The organism is Pseudomonas sp. MF08831 (genome assembly GCF_059862645.1).
Genome location: NZ_JCBCUX010000009.1, coordinates 199,196 through 219,021, shown reverse-complemented (window position 1 = coordinate 219,021; position 19,826 = coordinate 199,196). Strand labels below are relative to the sequence as shown.

22 protein-coding genes are annotated in these 19,826 nt (G+C 61.8%); 9 read left to right on the top strand and 13 right to left on the bottom strand.

The window, feature by feature from the left end; all coding sequences use genetic code 11:
- Positions 1–101 precede the first annotated feature (101 nt).
- The 3 genes from moaC to moaE are packed head-to-tail and all read left to right on the top strand — an operon-like array spanning position 102 to position 1,266.
- Positions 102–575: a cyclic pyranopterin monophosphate synthase MoaC gene (gene moaC, locus AC19YS_RS20110; protein WP_500602482.1), complete on the top strand. Its 474-nt coding sequence runs from the start codon at positions 102–104 to the stop codon at positions 573–575.
- Positions 572–814 carry a molybdopterin converting factor subunit 1 gene (gene moaD / locus AC19YS_RS20105; RefSeq protein WP_106579523.1) on the top strand — a complete coding sequence of 81 codons (243 nt, stop codon included), beginning with the start codon at positions 572–574 and terminating at the stop codon, positions 812–814. The genes moaC and moaD overlap by 4 nt, the downstream gene beginning before the upstream one ends.
- A 2-nt stretch (positions 815–816) precedes the next feature.
- Positions 817–1,266 carry a molybdopterin synthase catalytic subunit MoaE gene (gene moaE / locus AC19YS_RS20100; RefSeq protein WP_106579522.1) on the top strand — a complete coding sequence of 150 codons (450 nt, stop codon included), beginning with the start codon at positions 817–819 and terminating at the stop codon, positions 1,264–1,266.
- A gap of 123 nt (positions 1,267–1,389) precedes the next feature.
- Here moaE and rhlB read toward each other — a convergent pair whose 3' ends face one another.
- Together rhlB and AC19YS_RS20090 are read right to left on the bottom strand one after the other, a co-directional pair.
- Complete coding sequence (rhlB, locus tag AC19YS_RS20095; RefSeq protein WP_500602481.1) at positions 1,390–2,859, bottom strand: ATP-dependent RNA helicase RhlB; 1,470 nt, start codon at positions 2,857–2,859, stop codon at positions 1,390–1,392.
- A gap of 96 nt (positions 2,860–2,955) precedes the next feature.
- Positions 2,956–3,612 (bottom strand): alpha/beta hydrolase, encoded by a 657-nt coding sequence (locus AC19YS_RS20090; protein WP_367241239.1) that lies wholly within the window; start codon positions 3,610–3,612, stop codon positions 2,956–2,958.
- Between the two features lie 347 nt (positions 3,613–3,959).
- On the opposite strand from AC19YS_RS20090, the gene AC19YS_RS20085 reads away from it, so the two are divergent.
- The 4 genes from AC19YS_RS20085 (at position 3,960) to AC19YS_RS20070 (ending at position 8,129) form a co-directional block, all read left to right on the top strand.
- Positions 3,960–4,991, top strand: a complete 1,032-nt coding sequence (locus AC19YS_RS20085; protein WP_106579519.1) for an amino acid ABC transporter substrate-binding protein — start codon at positions 3,960–3,962, stop codon at positions 4,989–4,991.
- A 72-nt stretch (positions 4,992–5,063) separates the two neighbouring features.
- Positions 5,064–6,245 carry an amino acid ABC transporter permease gene (locus AC19YS_RS20080; RefSeq protein ID WP_106579518.1) on the top strand — a complete coding sequence of 394 codons (1,182 nt, stop codon included), beginning with the start codon at positions 5,064–5,066 and terminating at the stop codon, positions 6,243–6,245.
- A 10-nt stretch (positions 6,246–6,255) separates the two neighbouring features.
- On the top strand, positions 6,256–7,353 hold the full coding sequence (locus tag AC19YS_RS20075) for an amino acid ABC transporter permease (RefSeq protein WP_106579517.1): 1,098 nt from the start codon (positions 6,256–6,258) through the stop codon (positions 7,351–7,353).
- 11 nt (positions 7,354–7,364) lie between these two features.
- The gene (locus tag AC19YS_RS20070) at positions 7,365–8,129 is read left to right on the top strand and encodes an amino acid ABC transporter ATP-binding protein (protein ID WP_003171943.1); all 765 of its coding nucleotides are present in this window, start codon (positions 7,365–7,367) and stop codon (positions 8,127–8,129) included.
- Between the two features lie 51 nt (positions 8,130–8,180).
- On the opposite strand, the gene AC19YS_RS20065 is transcribed toward AC19YS_RS20070, so the two are convergent.
- Both AC19YS_RS20065 and AC19YS_RS20060 read right to left on the bottom strand, forming a co-directional pair.
- Positions 8,181–8,669: a type II toxin-antitoxin system MqsA family antitoxin gene (locus AC19YS_RS20065; protein WP_200624536.1), complete on the bottom strand. Its 489-nt coding sequence runs from the start codon at positions 8,667–8,669 to the stop codon at positions 8,181–8,183.
- The gene (locus AC19YS_RS20060) at positions 8,666–8,977 is read right to left on the bottom strand and encodes a type II toxin-antitoxin system MqsR family toxin (protein WP_200624537.1); all 312 of its coding nucleotides are present in this window, start codon (positions 8,975–8,977) and stop codon (positions 8,666–8,668) included. The genes AC19YS_RS20065 and AC19YS_RS20060 overlap by 4 nt, the downstream gene beginning before the upstream one ends.
- 159 nt (positions 8,978–9,136) lie before the next feature.
- On the opposite strand from AC19YS_RS20060, the gene AC19YS_RS20055 reads away from it, so the two are divergent.
- A complete protein-coding gene (locus AC19YS_RS20055) occupies positions 9,137–9,796 on the top strand; it encodes a FadR/GntR family transcriptional regulator (protein WP_200624538.1) in 660 nt (219 codons plus the stop codon).
- Positions 9,786–11,051, top strand: coding sequence for a CynX/NimT family MFS transporter (locus tag AC19YS_RS20050; RefSeq protein WP_200624539.1), 1,266 nt, complete (start codon positions 9,786–9,788; stop codon positions 11,049–11,051). The genes AC19YS_RS20055 and AC19YS_RS20050 overlap by 11 nt, the downstream gene beginning before the upstream one ends.
- 83 nt (positions 11,052–11,134) lie before the next feature.
- Here AC19YS_RS20050 and AC19YS_RS20045 read toward each other — a convergent pair whose 3' ends face one another.
- From AC19YS_RS20045 to AC19YS_RS20005, 9 genes are all read right to left on the bottom strand, one after another.
- Entirely contained in the window at positions 11,135–11,755 is a 621-nt protein-coding gene (locus AC19YS_RS20045) for a DUF1120 domain-containing protein (protein WP_200624540.1), read from the bottom strand.
- Positions 11,756–11,790: 35 nt separating this feature from the next.
- Complete coding sequence (locus AC19YS_RS20040; RefSeq protein WP_179678163.1) at positions 11,791–12,435, bottom strand: DUF1120 domain-containing protein; 645 nt, start codon at positions 12,433–12,435, stop codon at positions 11,791–11,793.
- A 17-nt stretch (positions 12,436–12,452) separates the two neighbouring features.
- Entirely contained in the window at positions 12,453–13,580 is a 1,128-nt protein-coding gene (locus AC19YS_RS20035; RefSeq protein ID WP_200624541.1) for a DUF1120 domain-containing protein, read from the bottom strand.
- An 8-nt stretch (positions 13,581–13,588) separates the two neighbouring features.
- Positions 13,589–16,036, bottom strand: coding sequence for a fimbria/pilus outer membrane usher protein (locus tag AC19YS_RS20030; protein WP_325167566.1), 2,448 nt, complete (start codon positions 16,034–16,036; stop codon positions 13,589–13,591).
- A 125-nt stretch (positions 16,037–16,161) separates the two neighbouring features.
- The gene (locus AC19YS_RS20025) at positions 16,162–16,860 is read right to left on the bottom strand and encodes a fimbria/pilus chaperone family protein (protein WP_442793520.1); all 699 of its coding nucleotides are present in this window, start codon (positions 16,858–16,860) and stop codon (positions 16,162–16,164) included.
- Positions 16,861–16,888: 28 nt separating this feature from the next.
- Positions 16,889–17,515, bottom strand: a complete 627-nt coding sequence (locus tag AC19YS_RS20020; protein WP_500602480.1) for a DUF1120 domain-containing protein — start codon at positions 17,513–17,515, stop codon at positions 16,889–16,891.
- A 36-nt stretch (positions 17,516–17,551) separates the two neighbouring features.
- Positions 17,552–18,172, bottom strand: a complete 621-nt coding sequence (locus AC19YS_RS20015) for a DUF1120 domain-containing protein (RefSeq protein WP_500602479.1) — start codon at positions 18,170–18,172, stop codon at positions 17,552–17,554.
- 46 nt (positions 18,173–18,218) lie between these two features.
- Entirely contained in the window at positions 18,219–18,842 is a 624-nt protein-coding gene (locus AC19YS_RS20010; protein ID WP_119738468.1) for a DUF1120 domain-containing protein, read from the bottom strand.
- Between the two features lie 73 nt (positions 18,843–18,915).
- Entirely contained in the window at positions 18,916–19,545 is a 630-nt protein-coding gene (locus AC19YS_RS20005) for a DUF1120 domain-containing protein (protein ID WP_106579505.1), read from the bottom strand.
- Positions 19,546–19,826 lie beyond the last annotated feature (281 nt).

The following is a 19,826-nucleotide window of genomic DNA, read 5'->3' as shown; positions in this document are numbered from 1 at the left end:
CATAAAGGGGCGCATTGCGCCCCTTTATTCATGGGATAAACAGCCCTGCGCAAATTTGACTCACGGGTTTACAATTGCCGCTTCTGATCAGGAGTATCCCTGTGCTGACTCATCTCGATTCCCAAGGTCGCGCCCACATGGTCGACGTCACTGACAAAGCCGTGACGTTCCGCGAGGCCGTGGCCGAAGCGCGGGTGCGCATGCTGCCCGACACCCTGAAAATGATTGTCGACGGCGTTCACCCCAAGGGCGACGTGTTTGCCGTGGCCCGTATTGCCGGGATTCAGGCGGCGAAAAAAACCAGTGATCTGATTCCGCTGTGCCACCCGCTGATGTTGACCGGTGTAAAGGTTGAGCTGCGCGCCGACGGCGTGGACGCCGTGCATATCCTTGCGCGCTGCAAGCTCAGCGGCCAGACCGGCGTGGAGATGGAGGCGCTGACCGCCGCCAGCGTCGCGGCGCTGACGATCTACGACATGTGCAAGGCCGTGGACCGCGGCATGACCATCGAAAGTATTCGCCTGCTGGAAAAGCTTGGCGGCAAAAGCGGGCATTTCAAGGCGGACCAGGCATGAGCATCAACGTATTGTTTTTTGCCCGCTACGCCGAAGCGGTGGGCTTTGATTCACTGGAGATGGAAGGCGATTTCGCCACCGTCGATGCGGTGCGCCTCGCGTTGGCCAATGACCCGGAGTTTGCCGTGCTCAATGAGTCCAGCTTGATGTGCGCGCGTAACGAAGAACTGTGCGGCCTTGATGAGCCGGTGCAGGCCGGCGACGAAGTGGCGTTTTTCCCGCCCGTGACGGGAGGCTGAGCATGGCTATTCGCGTACAGGCCGAGGCGTTTGATCCGGGCTTCGAAGTCAATGCGATGCACGCAGCCAATGTCGGCGTCGGCGCGGTGGTGAGTTTTGTCGGCTATGTGCGCGACTTCAATGATGGTCGCGACGTGTCGGGGATGTTTCTTGAGCACTATCCGGGCATGACCGAAAAAGCCTTGGCCAAGATAACGGTCGAGGCCGAACAGCGTTGGCCATTGCTCAAGCTGGAAGTGCTGCACCGGATCGGCGCGCTTGAACCGGGCGAGCCGATTGTGTTTGTGGCTGCCGCCAGCGCGCATCGCCAGGCCGCGTTTGAGGCCTGTGCGTTTGTGATGGACTACCTGAAGACGCGGGCGCCGTTCTGGAAAAAGGAAAACACGCCTGAAGGGCCGCGTTGGGTGGAAGGGCGGGGCAGCGATCACGCGGCGGCGGATCGTTGGAAGTAAGGTTGATGCAAAACCCAATGTGGGAGCTGGCTTGCCTGCGAAAGCATCACCGCGGTGGGACTGACTCACCGAGGTGTCTGCATCGCAGGCAAGCCAGCTCCCACATGTTTAATCGCATTCGGCTTACGGGCGTTTACGCTCCACAGCGCGCAGCAAATGCGTTGGCGGCGTCTCGCAGCTGATCTTGCGGCCCAGCAACGTCTCGATCGAAGGCAACTGATACGAGTCATCCTCGCCTGCAAAACTGATCGACACGCCCGCAGCGCCGGCACGCCCGGTACGGCCAATGCGGTGGACGTAGTCGTCCGGCACTTCCGGCAGGGTGAAGTTGATCACGTGGCTGATGCCGTCGATGTGAATCCCGCGCCCGGCCACGTCGGTGGCCACCAGCACGCGAATCTTGCCTTCGCGAAAGCCTTCCAGGGTCTTGATGCGCTTGTGCTGCGGCACGTCGCCCGACAGTTGCGCGGCGTTGACGCCATCGCGCACCAGACGTTCTTCGATGCGGCGCACCTCGTCCTTGCGGTTGGCAAACACCATCACGCGCTCCCAACCGTTGTCATTGACCAGGTTGTAAAGCAGCTTGTACTTGTCGGCGCCGGCCACGGCGTAGATGTGCTGTTCGACGTTTTCGCTGGCAACGTTCAGCGCCTCGATCTCGACGATGGACGGGTCGGTGGTCCACTGCTTGGCGAGGTTCATCACGTCTTCGGTGAAGGTCGCGGAGAACAGCAGCGTCTGGCGCTCGTTTTTCGGCGGGGTCTGGCGAATGATCTGACGCACTTGCGGGATGAAGCCCATGTCGAGCATGCGGTCGGCTTCGTCCAGCACCATCACTTCGACCATGTCCAGGTGCACATCGCCACGCTGGTTGAAGTCGAGCAGGCGGCCCGGGGTGGCAACCAGGATGTCGCAATGGCGAGCTTCGAGGTGCTTGAGCTGCTTGTCGAAGTCCATGCCGCCCACGAACGTCATGACGTTGAGGCCGGTGTACTTGGTCAGGTCGGCGGCGTCCTTGGCGATCTGTACCACCAGCTCGCGGGTCGGCGCGATGATCAGTGCGCGCGGCTCACCCATGTAGCGTTCTTTGGGCGGCGGCGTTTGCAGCAGCTGGGTGATGATCGAGATCAGGAACGCGGCGGTCTTGCCGGTGCCGGTCTGCGCGCGGCCGATGGCGTCTTTGCCGGCGAGGGTGAAACCCAGCACCTGCGCCTGGATCGGCGTGCAGTACGGGAACCCCAGGTCCTGAATGGCGTGCATCAGTTCCGGTGCCAGTTTGAAATCGTGGAAGCGGGTTTTGCCTTCCTGTGGCTCGACGACGAAGTCTTCGAGTTTCCACGCAATCACGGGCGCTTTGGGCGCGCGTTCGCGGCGGGGTGCCTTGGGCGCAGGTGCAGGCTCGGCCTCGGCGGATTTTGCCGGTTCAGGCGCGATCACCGGTGGCTTCTTCGGTGAGGCAGCAGGTGCGGTCCGGTCTGGCTGTTTACCGTCATTGCGGCTGCCGGATGAGGGGACAGGAGCACTGGGAACAGGCGCGAGCGGCTCAGCCTCGCTTTTGCCGAACATCTTCTTAAGTGCTTTGAGCACGGTCATCTCATTAATTGGTTAAGGAATGTACGCCGGCCAGTGTAATGCAAGAATCGGGCGCGGCGTAGTGCGTTGGTCACACGGCTACATAATGTGCGGTTTTCAGCCCAGGCGAGCGGTCAGCCAGGTTCCGATGTCGTGTATCTCCTGGGGTAACACTTCGTGCCCCATTGGGTATTCCTGCCATGTCACGGTGACACCACGGCTCTTCAAATGCTCGTAGGCGCTGCGGCCCATGGCGTTCTGCACCACATCATCGTACTGGCCGTGCAGGCACAGCGCGGGAGTGCGTTGTTGGCTGGCGGACAATTGCAGCTCATCGCCAAAGGTGGGGGCGTAGGTGGAGAGGGCAATGACGCCGCCCAGCGGGCCCTGCCATTTAAGGAAAGCGGTGTGGAATACCACGGCGCCACCCTGGGAAAAACCGGCAAGGAAAATACGCGAGGCGTCTATTCCGGTTCTCTTCTGCTCCTCGATCAAGTCCGTGACCATGGTGGTGGAGGCTTCCAGCTCTTCCAGGCTGATCGAACGGGCCGGGCTCATGGCCTTGATGTCGTACCAACTGGGCATCTCGTAGCCGCCATTGATGGTCACCGCACGCGTCGGCGCCTGAGGCAACACAAAGCGGGTGGTCAACAATTTTTCCTGCAGCGCCTCGGCCACCGGCAGGAAGTCGTAGCGATCGGCACCCAGGCCATGCAACCAGATTACGCAGGCGTCTGCGGGCTTGGCGGGCTGAAGAATCAAGGGTTCGGTCATGTCTGCTCCATTAATGTGCGTGCGCTCCGATTGGGTGCGTCGGAACGGTGCGTGACGGGTTGATCTGTTAAGAGAATGTCGCAAGGTTGAATCTTTTCCTATTGACCATGGGCTGAAACGACTCAGCCATCACTCTGGTACGGGCCTTGCTATGTGTAGGTCGATGTCAGGACTAACTCACGACGGTAACACTATCAGTGACTGCCGCTTGTGGGATAGCAACTGGAATTACTGCGACAACTTCATGCCGCTTGACCCTAAAAAAAGCCAACACGGGTCGATATCGCCTCATAAGGGTGCGCTGAGGTTCGAGCTCCGACACAACAAGAGCAAAACTGGAGGTTTGAATGAAGGTATTGAAATCCACCCTGGCCATCGTGTGCGCGGCCGCCGTATTGGGTGTCAGTGGTTTCGCCCAAGCCGGCGCAACCCTGGACGCTGTGCAGAAGAAAGGCTTCGTGCAATGTGGCGTGAGTGACGGCCTGCCGGGTTTCTCGGTGCCGGATGCCAGCGGCAAGATCCTGGGGATCGACGCTGACGTTTGCCGCGCTGTGGCCGCTGCCGTTTTCGGTGATGCGACCAAGGTCAAATTCAGCCAGTTGAACGCCAAGGAGCGTTTCACCGCGCTTCAATCCGGCGAAGTCGACATCCTGTCGCGCAACACCACCATGACCAGCTCTCGCGATGCCGGCATGGGCCTGAAATTCCCGGGCTTCATCACCTACTACGACGGTGTTGGCTTCCTGGTTAACAACAAGCTCGGCGTGAAAAGTGCCAAGGAACTGGACGGTGCAACCATCTGCATCCAGGCCGGTACCACCACTGAGCTGAACGTGTCGGACTACTTCCGCGCCAACAACCTCAAATACACCCCGATCACCTTCGACACCTCCGATGAAAGCGCCAAGTCGCTGGAATCCGGTCGTTGCGACGTGCTGACCTCCGACAAGTCCCAGCTCTACGCACAGCGCAGCAAACTGGCCTCGCCGAAAGACTACGTGGTGCTGCCGGAAACCATTTCCAAAGAACCTCTGGGCCCGGTCGTGCGTAACGGCGACGACGAGTGGCTGGCCATCGTGCGCTGGGTTGGCTACGCCATGCTCAACGCTGAAGAAGCCGGTATCACTTCGAAAAACGTCGAAGCTGAAGCCAAGTCCACCAAGAACCCGGACGTTGCGCGTCTGCTGGGTGCTGACGGCGAATACGGCAAAGACCTGAAAGTGAAGAAAGATTGGGTTGTCCAGATCGTCAAGCAGGTCGGTAACTACGGTGAAGTGTTCGAGAAAAACCTCGGCAAAAGCACACCACTGGAAATCGACCGTGGCTTGAACGCACTGTGGACCAACGGTGGCATTCAATACGCACCCCCTGTGCGCTGATCGCTGATGGTTCTATCACCCGGTGGGCCAACCACCGGGTGATGTTCTGTTCCATTATTTGCGGGGCACTTCATGCAAAATCAAATCGGCGCACCCAAGCAGAAGCTCAGCTTCAGCGACCCTAAAGTGCGTGCGTGGCTCTTCCAGATCATCACGATTGTGGCGGTCGTCGCGCTGGGCTGGTACCTCTTCAACAATACACAGACCAACCTTCAACACCGGGGCATTACCTCGGGGTTCGACTTTCTTGAGCGCAGTGCCGGCTTCGGCATCGCTCAGCACCTGATCGACTACACCGAATCGGACAGCTATGCCCGCGTCTTTGTGATCGGTCTGCTCAACACCTTGCTGGTGACCGTGATCGGTGTGGTCCTGGCGACCCTGCTCGGCTTTATCATCGGCGTGGCGCGTTTGTCGCCCAACTGGATGATCAACAAACTGGCGACGGTGTATGTGGAAGTCTTCCGCAACATCCCACCGCTGTTGCAGATCCTGTTCTGGTACTTCGCGGTGTTCCTGACCATGCCGGGGCCGCGCAACAGCCATAACTTTGGTGACACGTTTTTTGTCAGCAGCCGTGGCCTGAACATGCCGGCAGCGATTGCCGCCGACGGTTTCTGGCCGTTTGTGGTCAGCGTCGTGGTCGCCATCGTGGCAATCGTGCTGATGGCTCGCTGGGCCAACAAGCGCTTTGAAGCCACCGGCGTACCCTTCCATAAGTTCTGGGCGGGTCTGGCGTTGTTCATTCTGATCCCGGCGCTGTGCGCCCTGATCTTCGGCGCGCCACTGCATTGGGAAATGCCCAAGCTGCAAGGCTTCAACTTCGTGGGCGGCTGGGTACTGATCCCCGAACTGCTGGCATTGACCCTGGCGCTTACCGTCTACACGGCGGCGTTTATTGCCGAGATCGTGCGTTCGGGCATCAAGTCCGTCAGCCACGGCCAGACCGAAGCCGCGCGCTCCCTGGGCCTGCGCCCTGGGCCGACGCTGCGCAAGGTCATCATTCCGCAAGCCCTGCGGGTGATCATTCCGCCGCTGACCAGCCAATACCTGAACCTGGCGAAGAACTCGTCGTTGGCCGCCGGTATCGGCTACCCGGAAATGGTGTCGCTGTTTGCCGGTACGGTGCTCAACCAGACCGGCCAGGCCATCGAGGTTATTGCCATCACCATGAGCGTGTACCTGGCGATCAGCATCAGCATTTCCCTGCTGATGAACTGGTACAACAAGCGCATTGCGCTGATCGAGCGGTGAGGAAACGCACATGACTTCGCATACTTTCAAACCTGATATGCCGCCGCCGAACAAAGTCTTCGGGCCGATGGCATGGATGCGCGCCAACCTGTTTTCCAGCTGGCTGAATACCTTGCTGACCTTGTTGGCGTTTTATCTGATCTACCTGATCGTGCCGCCAATCCTGCACTGGGCGATTCTGGACGCGAACTGGGTCGGGACCACGCGCGCAGACTGCACCAAAGAGGGCGCCTGCTGGGTGTTTATCCAACAGCGTTTCGGGCAGTTCATGTACGGCTACTACCCCGGCGACCTGCGCTGGCGTGTGGACCTGACCGTGTGGCTGGCCATCGTCGGCGTCGCGCCGTTGTTCATCTCGCGTTTTCAACGCAAGGCGGTCTACGGCCTGAGCTTTCTGGTGCTGTACCCGATCATTGCGTACTTCCTGCTGCACGGTGGCATCTTTGGCCTGACCAACGTAGCCACCAGCCAGTGGGGCGGCCTGATGCTGACCCTGGTCATCGCCACCGTCGGTATTGCCGGTGCGTTGCCGCTGGGCATTGTGCTGGCGTTGGGGCGGCGTTCGAACATGCCGGCGATTCGAGTGGTGTGCGTGACCTTCATCGAGTTCTGGCGCGGCGTGCCGTTGATCACCGTGCTGTTCATGTCCTCGGTGATGCTGCCGCTGTTCCTGCCCGAGGGCATGGGCATCGACAAACTGCTGCGGGCGCTGATCGGCGTGATCCTGTTCCAGTCGGCCTACGTGGCGGAAGTGGTGCGTGGTGGTTTGCAGGCGATTCCCAAGGGGCAGTACGAAGCCGCTGCGGCGATGGGCCTGGGTTACTGGCGCAGCATGGGCCTGGTGATTCTGCCGCAAGCCCTGAAGCTGGTGATTCCCGGCATCGTCAACACGTTTATTGCGCTGTTCAAGGACACCAGCCTGGTGATCATCATCGGCCTGTTCGACCTGCTCAACAGCGTCAAGCAAGCCGCCGCCGACCCGAAATGGTTGGGCATGGCCACTGAAGGCTACGTGTTCGCGGCCCTGGTGTTCTGGATTTTCTGTTTTGGTATGTCGCGCTATTCCATTCATTTGGAACACAAGCTCGACACAGGCCACAAGCGTTAGGAGTTGTTGTTATGAGCGAAGCGATCAAACAGCCTGTGAGCCCTGAAGGCATTATCCAGATGCAGGGCGTCAACAAGTGGTACGGCCAGTTCCACGTGTTGAAAGACATCAACCTCAACGTCAAGCAGGGCGAGCGTATTGTGCTGTGCGGCCCGTCGGGTTCGGGCAAGTCCACCACCATCCGCTGCCTCAACCGTCTGGAAGAGCATCAGCAAGGCCGCATCGTGGTCGATGGTGTGGAACTGACCAACGACCTCAAGCAGATCGAAGCGATCCGCCGCGAAGTTGGCATGGTGTTCCAGCACTTCAACCTGTTCCCGCACCTGACCATCCTGCAGAACTGCACGCTGGCGCCGATGTGGGTGCGCAAGATGCCCAAGCGCAAGGCTGAAGAAATTGCCATGCATTACCTGGAGCGGGTGCGTATTCCGGAGCAGGCCCACAAGTTTCCGGGCCAACTCTCCGGCGGCCAGCAACAGCGCGTGGCGATTGCCCGTGCGCTGTGCATGAAGCCCAAGATCATGCTGTTCGATGAGCCGACGTCGGCACTCGATCCGGAAATGGTGAAAGAGGTGCTGGACACCATGATCGGCCTGGCCGAAGACGGCATGACCATGTTGTGCGTGACCCACGAAATGGGCTTTGCCCGCACCGTGGCCAACCGCGTGATCTTCATGGACAAGGGCGAGATCGTCGAACAGGCGGCGCCGAATGACTTCTTCGACAACCCGCAGAATGATCGGACCAAGTTGTTCTTGAGCCAGATTTTGCATTGATCGATGTTTGAAACGATAAACCCGGCCTGGTGCCGGGTTTATTTTTGCCTTTCAGGAGGCCTTGAGGGCTTCCTGCGTTTCGTTGTCGAGGCTGTAGGTGAAGGCGTTGCGCAGGTCCGCGCCTTCGGCCAGTTCGGTGGCGTCGGTGAGCAAGTGGGGGTAACGATCCAGCAGGCGCATCAGAACCATCAACGGTTTTGGCGGCGTTATTTCACCGCGTTCGTAGCGTGAGAGTGCGTTGTGCCCTCCACCGGAAAGCAATGCTACGGTTTGTTTTTGCGTGAGGTGCAGCTTGCGGCGGATACGCTTCAATTCGGCGCCCATCATCCGCCGGGCGGCGTGGAGCAGATCATCACCGGCCTTGGCATGGTGTTCGCAGCTATCGGGGTCATACATGCCGTCCTCGCACACCTGGCATTCCCAGCCCGAGAGATCATCAATGCGCCGCTCCATACCTTTTATGCACAGGGTTTCGCTGCGGCCTTCAAAGCGTGTCATGGCGTCGGGTGCGCCACAGATATAGCAATGCTGGGTTTTCATGGATTCATCCCTTTGAAGGAGATCACCGGCGGGTTACTGCCGGAGCAGTAAGTGACCTTGATGTAAATCTCCAGACCATGTGAATGGATGTGGTAGACGTCATGCCAGACGCGGTGATCGGCATAGGTGGTCATCGATTTGTACAACAGCCTGTTTTGCAGCTTGAAAACGATCGCTTGCATCTCAGTGAGATCAAGGTCGAGAGCCTGTGCGGTTCTCTTTGCCGCCCGTGTGAAAGCCTTGGCACCAAGCCGCCTGACATCCGCCTTTATCACCGCCAGATCGTAATGAGGTGTGTACTTTTCCATAAGACACCCAAGTTCAATAATTACCCTCTAAGGGTAATTTTACCAATCGAAAATTCAGTTCCTTCTGCTGCCTCAAAACCCTAGTGCGTTGCCTTTGTAGGCAAGTCCGAATAGGCTGTAGGAAAATTCATCCTATGATTGGACGAAAGCGCAAAATCCATGACAGACATCGCCCCCTTGATCAAACGCTCGCTGGTCGATCAGGCCCTGGAGCAGTTGCGTCGGCGCATCACTGAAGGCAAATGGGCCATCGGCGAGCGCCTGCCCACCGAGCCCGAGCTGTCTGCCGAGCTGGGCATCAGCCGCAATACTGTGCGCGAGGCCATGCGCGTATTGGCGTTTTCCGGCTTGATCGACATTCGTCAGGGCGACGGCAGTTATTTGCGCTCGATGACCGATCCGTTGGGCGCAATGCGGGCGTTGTCCCATTGCGCCCTGGAGCAGGCGCAGGAGACCCGGCAGATTCTCGAAGTGGAGGCCATCGGGCTTGCGGCGGTGCGCCGTACCGAGGCTGATCTGAGTGCGATGCGTGACGCACTCAAGGCCAGCGCCGAGCTGTATCACGGCGACCTGGAGGCTTATATCAGCGCCGACCTGGTGTTCCACAAGCACTTGGTGGACGCGGCGCACAACCCGGCATTGAGCGAGCTGTACCAGTACTTCTCTGCCATCGTCGCCGCCCAGTTGCGCCAGACCCTGAATATTTCACCGCGTCGCCAGGCCGTGTTTGATCTGCACATCGCCCTGCTCGACGCGGTGGAACAGCAAGATCCGGAACGCGCCAAATCCCTCTGCCGGCAGTTGATCAATGAACCTTGAAACCAAACGCCCCACTGAACTCGAAGAGTTATTAATCGACGCCGAAGCCGATGACGACCTGGTGCAGCACACCCCGCCGGTCGTTGCGCGGCCTTGGCTGTTACTGCTGGGCCTGATTCTGGTGGCGCTGAACCTGCGCCCGGCATTGTCGAGCATGTCGCCGCTGCTGGCTGAAGTCTCCCAGAGCCTGGGGTTGTCGGCAGCCAAGGCCGGTTTGCTGACCACCTTGCCGGTGCTGTGCCTGGGCCTGTTCGCACCGATGGCGCCGATCCTGGCGCGGCGCTTCGGTGCTGAGCGCGTGGTGCTGGGGATTCTGTTGACGTTGGCTGCCGGGATCATTTTGCGCAGTGCTTTCGGCGAGGTCGGGCTGTTCGCCGGTAGCCTGATTGCCGGTGCAAGTATCGGCATCATCGGCGTGTTGCTGCCGGGCATCGTCAAGCGTGATTTCGCCAAACAGGCCGGCACCATGACCGGCGTGTACACCATGGCGCTGTGCCTGGGCGCCGCCTTGGCTGCCGGCTCGACGGTGCCGCTGAGCAAGCATTTCGGGGATAGCTGGAGCATCGGCCTGGGCTTCTGGATTCTGCCAGCGCTGGTGGCGGCGGCGTTCTGGTTGCCACAGGTGGGGCAAAAACACGGCGCCCATCAAGTTGCGTATCGCGTGAGGGGGTTGCTGCGTGATCCGCTGGCCTGGCAGGTAACGCTGTACATGGGCCTGCAATCGTCGCTGGCCTATATCGTGTTCGGTTGGTTGCCGTCGATTCTGATCGGTCGCGGCCTTACGGCGACCCAGGCGGGCCTGGTGCTGTCCGGCTCGGTCATCGTGCAGTTGGCCAGTTCCCTCGCCGCACCTTGGCTGGCCACGCGCGGCAAGGACCAGCGCCTGGCGATTGTGGTGGTGATGGTGTTGACCCTCGGCGGCTTGTTCGGCTGCCTGTACGCGCCCCTTGATGGCCTGTGGGGCTGGGCGATCCTACTGGGCCTAGGCCAGGGCGGCACTTTCAGCCTGGCGCTGACCTTGATCGTGCTGCGCTCGCGCGACTCACATGTCGCGGCCAACCTGTCGAGCATGGCCCAGGGCTTTGGCTACACCCTGGCATCCCTCGGGCCGTTTGCGGTCGGGCTGGTGCATGACTGGACGGGCGGCTGGACGGCCGTAGGCTGGATTTTTGCCGTGATCGGCCTGGGCGCCATCGTCGCCGGGTTGGGCGCGGGCCGTGCGTTGTACGTGGGCGTGCGCAGCGAGAAGGTATAGCGAGATAGCCTGTGAGGGGCAGTAAACCTGCTCCCGTGCCAGGCAAGCTTGGGCGTCACCCCAAGCCCTGCGCTTTTCAGGCGTTACAGGTAGCGCATTTCCAGGGTGGCCGAACCGTCGATGAGCACTTCGTTACTCAGGTCCATCCCGTCGGTGCGGTTGATGAGGGTTTGCACCTCCAGGTCGGCGACCAGGTCTTTGGTTGGCAGCGGTTGGCTGGCGTCGCTCATGGCGGCGATGGACATGTACAGACCCGGATCGAGGAACCTTTCCTTGTTCCACGAACTTCCCTGGTCAGTGGAGCCGATAGTCTGCACCGGCACATTGTCGGCGAGCGGGTTACTCAGCATCAAAACGTAATACCCAAGCTTCTGATCGCCATTGATCAACCCCAGGCCGTAGTCGCTGGGGTTGTCGGTCGAGCCGACGCGGTTATCCACGCCATACAGGGCGAATGCCGTTGCGGCCTCACAGGTAACGGTCAGGCTCAGCGTATGGTTGCCGATGATGGTGTATTGGGTCGGGTTCAGGTCCTTGGCGGAAATCTTGCCGTGGTCGATCACCCCACCATTGGACAGGCTCGGCGTACACGCGCTGGGCGTGATCAGGCCTTTGACGGTCAACTCGGCAGTGGATGCCGCCCAGGCACCTGTGGAGGCGGCCAGTAATAGCGCGGTGGTCAAGACAGGGAAAAGCTTGTTCATTTAGCGGGTACTCCTTGGGTTGGAAAACGTCGGTGCTACAGATAAGTCACTTCCAGGGTGGCGGAGCCATCCATGCGAATGTCGCTGCTCAAGTCCAGGTTCTGCTTGGCGTTGATCACCGCTTCCAGGGTCAGTGTGCTGTTCAGGGTCTGGATGCCGGAGGGGCCCGCGGTGCTGCCTTCCAGATCGGTAAAGCCCAACAGGCTGTTGGCGCCGATGTCGATTGGGTTGCGGTTGGAGGTGCGCCAGGCCACGCCGCCGGTGGTGGACTCGGTGCCGTACAGATAAGGCACGGCATCGGCCACGGTCTGCTTGGGGTCGAACTTGACCGAATACACACCGACCTTGTTGCCGCTGCCGTCCAGGCCCAACCCGTAGTAAATCTCGCTGTTGACGTGCGCCGTGCCGTCGCGGTTGTCGCGCATGCGCAAGGCGTAGCGCGCGGCGCCGTTGCACGTGACGGTCAGGTTCAGGGACTTGAGCGGCAGCCGTGTGCCGGTTGTGAGGTTAAGGTCTTGCTGGGAGATTTTGCCGAAGTCGACCAACCCTGCGGCTGACAGGGTTGGCGTGCAGGCCATCGGCGTAATCAGCCCATCGACGCTCAGCTCTACGCTGGAACCGGCGAGGCTCAGCGGGTTGAAGAAGATCAAGGGCGCGAGAATCAGATATCGAAGGGTCATGAGGGCTCCGGGAGCGCTTACAGGTAGGTAATTTCGAGCGTGGCCGAACCGTCGAGCCGAACCTCAGTGCTCAGGTCCAGGCTGTCGAGTGGTGCAATAAATGCCTTCAGGCTCAGTAAAGCGCTGAGGTTTTGCAGGGCCTCGGGGCCCTGGGTGCTGCCGGCCGCCGGGGTAAACCCCAGAAGGCTGCGCGCGCCGACGTCGATGGGGCTGCTGTTGGCAATGCTCCAGGCCGAGCCGCCCGTGGTGGAGTCGGTGCGATACACCCGGGAGAAGTTGTCGGCGCTGATCTGGGCAGGGTCGACCGTCAGGTAGTAGCGCCCGATTTTCTGCCCGCGTGCATCCACGCCCAAGCCATAGGCGGTTTCATCCAGGCCGCCGGTGGCGGAGCCGTCGCGGTTGTCCTTCATGACCAGGGCAAACGGCGTCGGCCCGTCACAGGCCACCGTGAGCGTCAGCGGCCGGGCCGGCAGGCGTGTGTCCTGATCGCGGCTCAAGTCGTTGATCGACAGCTTGCCAAAGCTCACCGTCCCGCCGTTGGACAGCCCGGGCGTGCAGGCCGCCGGCGCAAAATGCGCCTGCAGGCGCAGCGCCCGCGAGCGCCCGGAGCCGGCAGCCTCGATTCGCCCGGTGGTGTCCCAGGTAACGGCATCGCGCACAGGCGTGGCGCGCTCCTCGGCATAGGCACTGACTGCCAGTTGCAGGGAGAAACTGCGGCCATGCGCGGGCAGGCCGTTGAGCATCGGTACGATGCCATGCTCGGGGCGCCAGTCCAGGGCCTGGGCGCTGGCAATCGGCGGCTGGCCGCTGGCCGCCAGCAACCCCAGCGCTACAGCGCGGCCGTCCAGCAGGCCAGCGTGTACGTGCACGCGGTAGCTGCCGCCCTGGGTGAAGCGCAAACGCTCGGCGCTGGCGGCCAGGCCGCGGTAGAACACGCTCAGGTCGCTGCTCTGCGGGCAGTCCAAGGTCATGCTCAGGCGCCGTTCACCCAGCAGTCGTTCAGGGCCGGGTGCCGGGTCAATGGCGCGGCGGATCGAGCCAAAATCCAGCAGCGACTCACTCACGTCCAGTCGGCAATCGTCCTGGGCGTGGGCGTGGGCGGCGCCCGTCAGTAGCAGGGCGGCGAGGCAGTAATGACGTTTCAAGAGAGTCCTCACAGAGTCACGCAACGGGCGGGTGCGGTTTCGAAATACACGTCGGGGTCGGCCTTTTGCGGCAGGTCAAAGCGCAGGGCGCAACGCGGCTGCCCGGGGCCCTGGATCCAGAGCGGCCGAGGGTCGAGCACATTGGGCAGGAATACCTGGTTGCCTTCCTGCACCAGCGTGACGAACTCGCCGTCGTCGGTGGTGACCGTCGCGCCGCGCGGCACCGGCCGGTCAAGGGTCAGCAAGGCCCGACGCGTCAGGGCCACGCCGAACGCCAGCCGGTCGACGGCGCCGCGCCCTGCCGAAACCACGGCCAGGCCATTGCTGATGTCGGCATTGCGCGGCAACGAGCGCGTCTGCACTTCTACCGGGCTACGGCCATAGGCGCTGATCTGCGGCACCACGGCCTGGCCTTGCCAGTCGGTCCACACCGGGCCGCTTGGCGTACTGACCTTGACGCCGGGCATCTGGCCCACCGACAGCAGCGCAAAGGTGTCGCGCACCGGGTAGGGCGACAAGGTCACACCGTCGCCATGCACCACCACACCGCCGCGCGCGCCGCCCTGGTAGCTGGAACGCGCGTCGCTGGAGCGGCTGTAGTTGAAGTCCAGCTGACTGTAGAACGGCAGGGCCGAAACCCCGAGGGATGACTCCACCTCGCGGTCGCGGCTGTCATGTTCAACGCCCACCCGATAGGCCAGTTGATCGTTGAGCGGTTCGTTGACGCCGATGCCGATGCGGTGCTCGCCCCCGGAGTTTCGTACCCAGGCGCGGCCTCGACGGTTTTCGCCCAAGGGCAGGCTGAGGTTCAGGTACAGGCTGTCATCGTTGTAACGGCGGCCGCCCATTTGCCATTCGGCGGTGGCGGACAGCGATACCCCGCCCACTTGCGTGCCCCACGACGCCAGTGCGCGACTGCTGCTGTCGCCGGCAAAGGAGGCGACGCGCGACACGCCGGCGCTGAAGGCTCCCAGCCATGGATGCGCCCAGGAGACCGTGGCGCTTTGCTGGTCGCGGTAGCGTGAGCGCTGCTGCTCGCGGGTATGGGCGGCGTAGGTCGATTCGGTGAGGTCGCGATAGCCTTCGCTGCGCCACGTGTTGGCGGCGCTGATGGCCCAGCGTTCACCTATTTGCTGGGACCACGAGAGGTCCACCTGCACGCCGCGCGCTTGCGCCTGGCGAGTTGCCTCGGCGGCGACCACCGCCCATTGCAGCTGGCTGTCCTGCCAGGGCAGCACACCCAGGTTGGCCCCGACCGAGCGATAGTCTTGGGCCACCAGCAGGCCGCTGCCCAGCGTGATCAGTGGGTGGACTGCAGCCGTCCACCCGGCACTGACCACCCAGGGGGCGGCGCCATCGCTGTCGCCGATGTTGCGCACTGTGCCGGCTGCCACGGCGTAACCCGGTGCCGGCAGACCCAGCCCCAGCATCGCCGCCGGCACGCTGAAGCGCCGTTCTTCGCCGGACGCTTCCTTGACCGTCACTTCGACATCGGAGCGCCCGTTCAAGCGCGGCACTTGGCTGAGGGAAAACGGCCCCGCGGGGACCACTGTGGAGTGAACCAACGCACCGTTTTGCCGCACCTCCACCTTGGCCGGGCCGTTGGCGATGCCATCGATCGTCGCGCCCTGATCCTGGTCTTGCAGCGCCTGCTCGGTGAGCACTTGCACGCCGGTGATCGGGGCTCCCGCCAGCACCGGGTTGTAGAGGTTGATCTGCCCGGCCTGCAACACCGCCTGCTGGCTGGCAAAGGTCCGTTGGGCGTAGGCATCCAGGTGGTTGCTGCGCGAGACGCCGTCCTGCCAGGTCTGTACCTGGCGGCTGCGCACGATCCAGTCGCCGGCGTTAAAGCCGACTTCGGTGTTGGCCGAGCCGAACCGGCTGCTGCTGTCGCCGTATTCGTTGTGCAGGCCGGTCACATCGTAGTTGAGCAAGGCTGCGAAACCGCCGGTGCTGTAGCCGGAAACGTCCTGCGGCGCAATGCGCAGCGCCTGCGTAGGCACTACCAGTGACAGGGCCAGGCCGGCCGGGTCGGGTTCGATCACCGTTTGCGGGTAGTGCTCGACAAAGGCGTGGCAGGCGTCGACGCGGCGTGGCGGTGCGACCAACTGACCGGCTTGCAATAAAGCAGCGTCAAAGCACACCGCGCCGTGGTCATCGAAGCTGACGTCGACCCGACCGCGCCGTTGGCCGTTGACCTCCAGGTTGACGGCGTGGCGGCCGCGGGTAAAGCGTGGCGTTTCCAGCAGCAGGCTGGCCAGTTGCGGGTCGATGCCACGCTGGTGCAGGGTCTGGTGGTCGAACGAACCGGTTGACGGCGCGTCGTCTGCCCAGGCCTTTTCGGCCAGCAGCAGATGGCTGAGCGCCCAGGCGATGCCGCCCAGTTGCACGAGTGACGGGCGCGGCATAACGCCGGACAGGGCTTCGCCGTCACGGTAATTCATGATTGTGTTCACACAATTACACTCTTTTGAGGGAAGCCCGAGGCAAGGTTTGCGGACGCGCCAGGCGGTCTTCCCGGTGACCTTCGCAGGGGTCACTTCGTTTTATAGAGGCGTCGGCAGGGTTCGACGCGGTTGGATCAAGGCGTGATGGGGGCCTCGTAGGGCGCGACAGCAAAGCCATACACCGTGGCCGGCTGCAGGCGCACTGACGTCGCCCCCGTCCCCTGGGCCGCGACCGTCAGGGTTTCTCCCGGCAACACATACGTGCGCGGCAGCAAGGTCGAGCCGTTGCCGGGCAACAGCCGCAATGCCTGCGCAAGGCGCACCACGTACGGTGTGGGGTTGCGCACGCTGAGCCGGTCGCCGTCCAGGTGCCAGGTCAGGCCCAGCCACGGCTCACGGTTGGGTGCCAGACCCTTGGGGTGCAGGATCACCGGCAGGTTCTGGCGCACCGTGACGCCCACTTGGGCACGCCCGGCTTCGGCGCCGGTGCGTTGCTGGGGCATGCCTTCGAAGACCACCCGTTTGAGCCGTTGGGTTTTAAGCGGCTCGTCCGATTGCAGGATGAACCGCACCAGCTGACGCTTGCCGGGCTCCACCCGTGACAGCGGCGGAGTGACGAACAGCAAGGTGGACCGGTCTTCGGGAACGTCTTCGAGGGTCACGTGCAACAGGGCCAGCTTGCTGTCGGTATTGGTCACAGACACGGCCGCTTCGCCGTCCGCCTCGTGCACGATCACCACCGAGGTGTCTGGCACCATTCCATCGGCCAGCGCCGCGGCGGAGCACCATACAGCGAGGCCGGCACAACCGGCGCGTATCCAGGAAACATGCATCGTCATCTGAGGACTCATTCACTAAGGGTTACAGGTACTTGAGGTCCAGGGTGATCGAACCTTGCAAAGGCACTTCTTGCTTCAGCGTCAGGCTATTGGCCGGGCTGATGGCGGTGTCCACCCGCAGGCTGGCAACCAGTTGCCTGATGGGGATGGGCACCAGCGTGTCGAGGCGGGCGAAACCCATGTAGTGCCTGGGATGTGCATTGGGCTCTGGGTGCCAGGTGCTCCCGCCGTCCGCGGAGCTGATCACCTGCTGGGCGCTGCCGTCGCCCACCGGCCCGCGCAATGACAAACCTACCGAGCCCAGGCGTTCGCTCGGCGCGTGAATGTTCATGCCCAAGCCGTACAGAACCTCGGGGTTCACAGAGGAATCCGGCTGATTGTCGATACCCACCAGTGCAAACAGCGTCGGCCCCTCACAGTTGATGCCCAGGCCCATTTGCCGGCTGGGCAGTGGCGTGAACTCACTCGGTCTCAAAGTGCGCGCCGGGATCTTGCCGTAATCGATCAGGCCGCTGTCGGACAGCGACACAGTGCAGGCCTGGGGCGTGATCCGGCCGGTAACGCTCAGGTCCACGGTTGACGCGGCGAAGGCCGGCGTCAGGTGCAAGGCGAACAGCGTGAGCGCCCGGGTGATGGTCGATGGGTTCATTGCGTCGTTATCACCGTGGGGGTTGGGTGGCGCCAGTTACAGGTACAGCACTTCAACGGTGGCATTGCCATCGATGACCACTTCGCGGGTTAACGTCATGCTGCTGGTGGGCGCAATGACGCCGCCCACTTGCAGTTCAGTGGCGAAGTGCTTGATGGCGATCGGCACGCTGAAATCGGCGGCAGCGCTGGGGGCATACAGGCCTCGCGTATCCAGGTTGATGGCCCTGATCCAGCTGCTGCCATTGGTGAGCGAAACGCTCACGTCGGCGGGGGTGCCGTCGGCCACCGGGTTGTGGAAGTAAAGCCAGGCAGAGCCGATCTTTTCCCCCGCGTCCGTCAGGCCAAGCCCCATGTTGGCGCCGATGGTATTGGTGCCAGGGCGGTTATCGATGAGTTTGAAGGCCATTGGCGTGGTGGCTTCGCAGGCAATCTGCAGGTTGAGGGTGACCTGCGGCAGGTCAGTGCTGTAGGTCGGGTGCAGATCGTTGACCGAGAGTTTTCCGTAATCGACGGTTCCTGCGGCCGACAGAGTGGGTGTGCAGGCGCTGGGGGTGATCAGGCCCTTGACCGTCAGGTCGATTGTGGAGACGGCGAAGGTACTGGTGCTGGTGCCCAGCAGCAGGGCGGTAGCAAGGGCATTGCGCAGGCTGTTCATCGTGCGGGCCACTCCTGATTTGGCAGGTAAAAGAGCAAGGTCGGGCTTACCAGTACTTCACTTGCAGCGTGGCATGACCATCGATGGGCATTTCATCCACCAGGGTCAGGTCGGTGGCTTTTACCAGGGTGGTGAAGGCGCTGAGTCGGGCCGTCAACACCTTCACCGCAATCGGGACGTTGAGGTTGTCGGCGGCGGCGAAAGCGGTCAGCCCGGCATGGCCCAGGTACGTCGAAGGACGCCAGTCGGCACCGCCGTTGCTGGATAAGAGGGTGCGCACCGGCACATTGTCGGCAACCGCATCCAGTACGTTGAACGCCACGCTGCCCAGCATCTGGTCGTCATTGACCCGGCCCAGGCCATGGCTCGCCGGGTGGATGGCCGAGGTGCCGGAGCGGTTGTCGACGGTGGTCAGGGTGAACAGGGTTTCTGCCTCGCAGGTGACCTCCAATTGCAGGTTGACGGTCTCCAGGCGAGTAGGCAGTTGGGGATCGAGGTCCTTCACCGTCAACTTGCCATGATCGACCACACCGCCACTGGACAGGTTGGGCATGCAGGCGCTGGGCGTGATCAGGCCGGTGATCCTAAGGTCAGTGGCGCTGGAGGCAAATGCCTGGGGAATGACGGCCATCAGCGCCATGAACACTGGGGCGAGGGTGCGATGGATCATGTAAAACCTCCAAGTAGGGCGATACGCGCGAGGCTGATCCGATGCGTCGTGGCACCGGGTCAGCGAGCCTTGTTTACAGGTACTTCACTTCGATCGTGGCGGAGCCGTCGAGGGACACTTCATTGCTCAGGTTCAAGTCTTGCGCAGGCGCGATCTGGGTCATCACGGCCAAGTCAGTGGTCAGGTCCTGAATCGGCACGGGTACATACAGGCCACCGGAAACACCGCCGAAACCGGCCAGGTTGCCGCTGTACCAATATTCACCATCAATCGCGCTCCAGGTTTGCCCACCGTTGTTGGACTCCAGGGGTATGACGGCGACGTTGTCCGCAACCGGGTTCACAAGCTCAAGGTGGTAGGTGCCGATTTTTTGCGTGTTATCGATCAAGCCCAGCCCATAGCCCGTCGCGACGATGGCTGAGGACGCCCGGTTGTCGTTGCCGTTCAAGCCAAACAAGGTCTGGGCATCGCAGTTCACATTCATCTGCAAGGTCACGGCTGGCAGATCAGTGGGGGTGCCTTGATTGAGGTCCTTGGCGGAAAGCTTGCCGTGATCGACGATGCCGTTGGCGGACAAGGTCGGTGTGCAGGCACTCGGGGTGATCAGGCCTTTGACGATCAACTCCACCGAGCTTGCGGCAACAGCCTGGCCTTGATGAGCGGCCACTAAAAAGAGGGCGAGTGCTGCTAGGGACTTATTCATGTCGTGAGGTTCCGGTGCAAGGATTGCTGACTGTGCCTTGGGGCAAACAGCAATGTGTGTTGCGACCCATGGAGAGGACAGGCCGCGCCCCTTGTTGGGGTGCGGCGAATTTATAGAGGGGGGCGAGTTGGGGAAATACAACAAATACGAGAGTAAGCGGATAGGGCAAAGGAGTATTCGCTCATGTCAGAACCAGCTTTTGTTTACGTAGGAATTGTGAAGTTTCGTAGTTTTTGTATCGTCCAGGCGCAGTCATTCGAATACGTTTTGCGCCGCTGAAC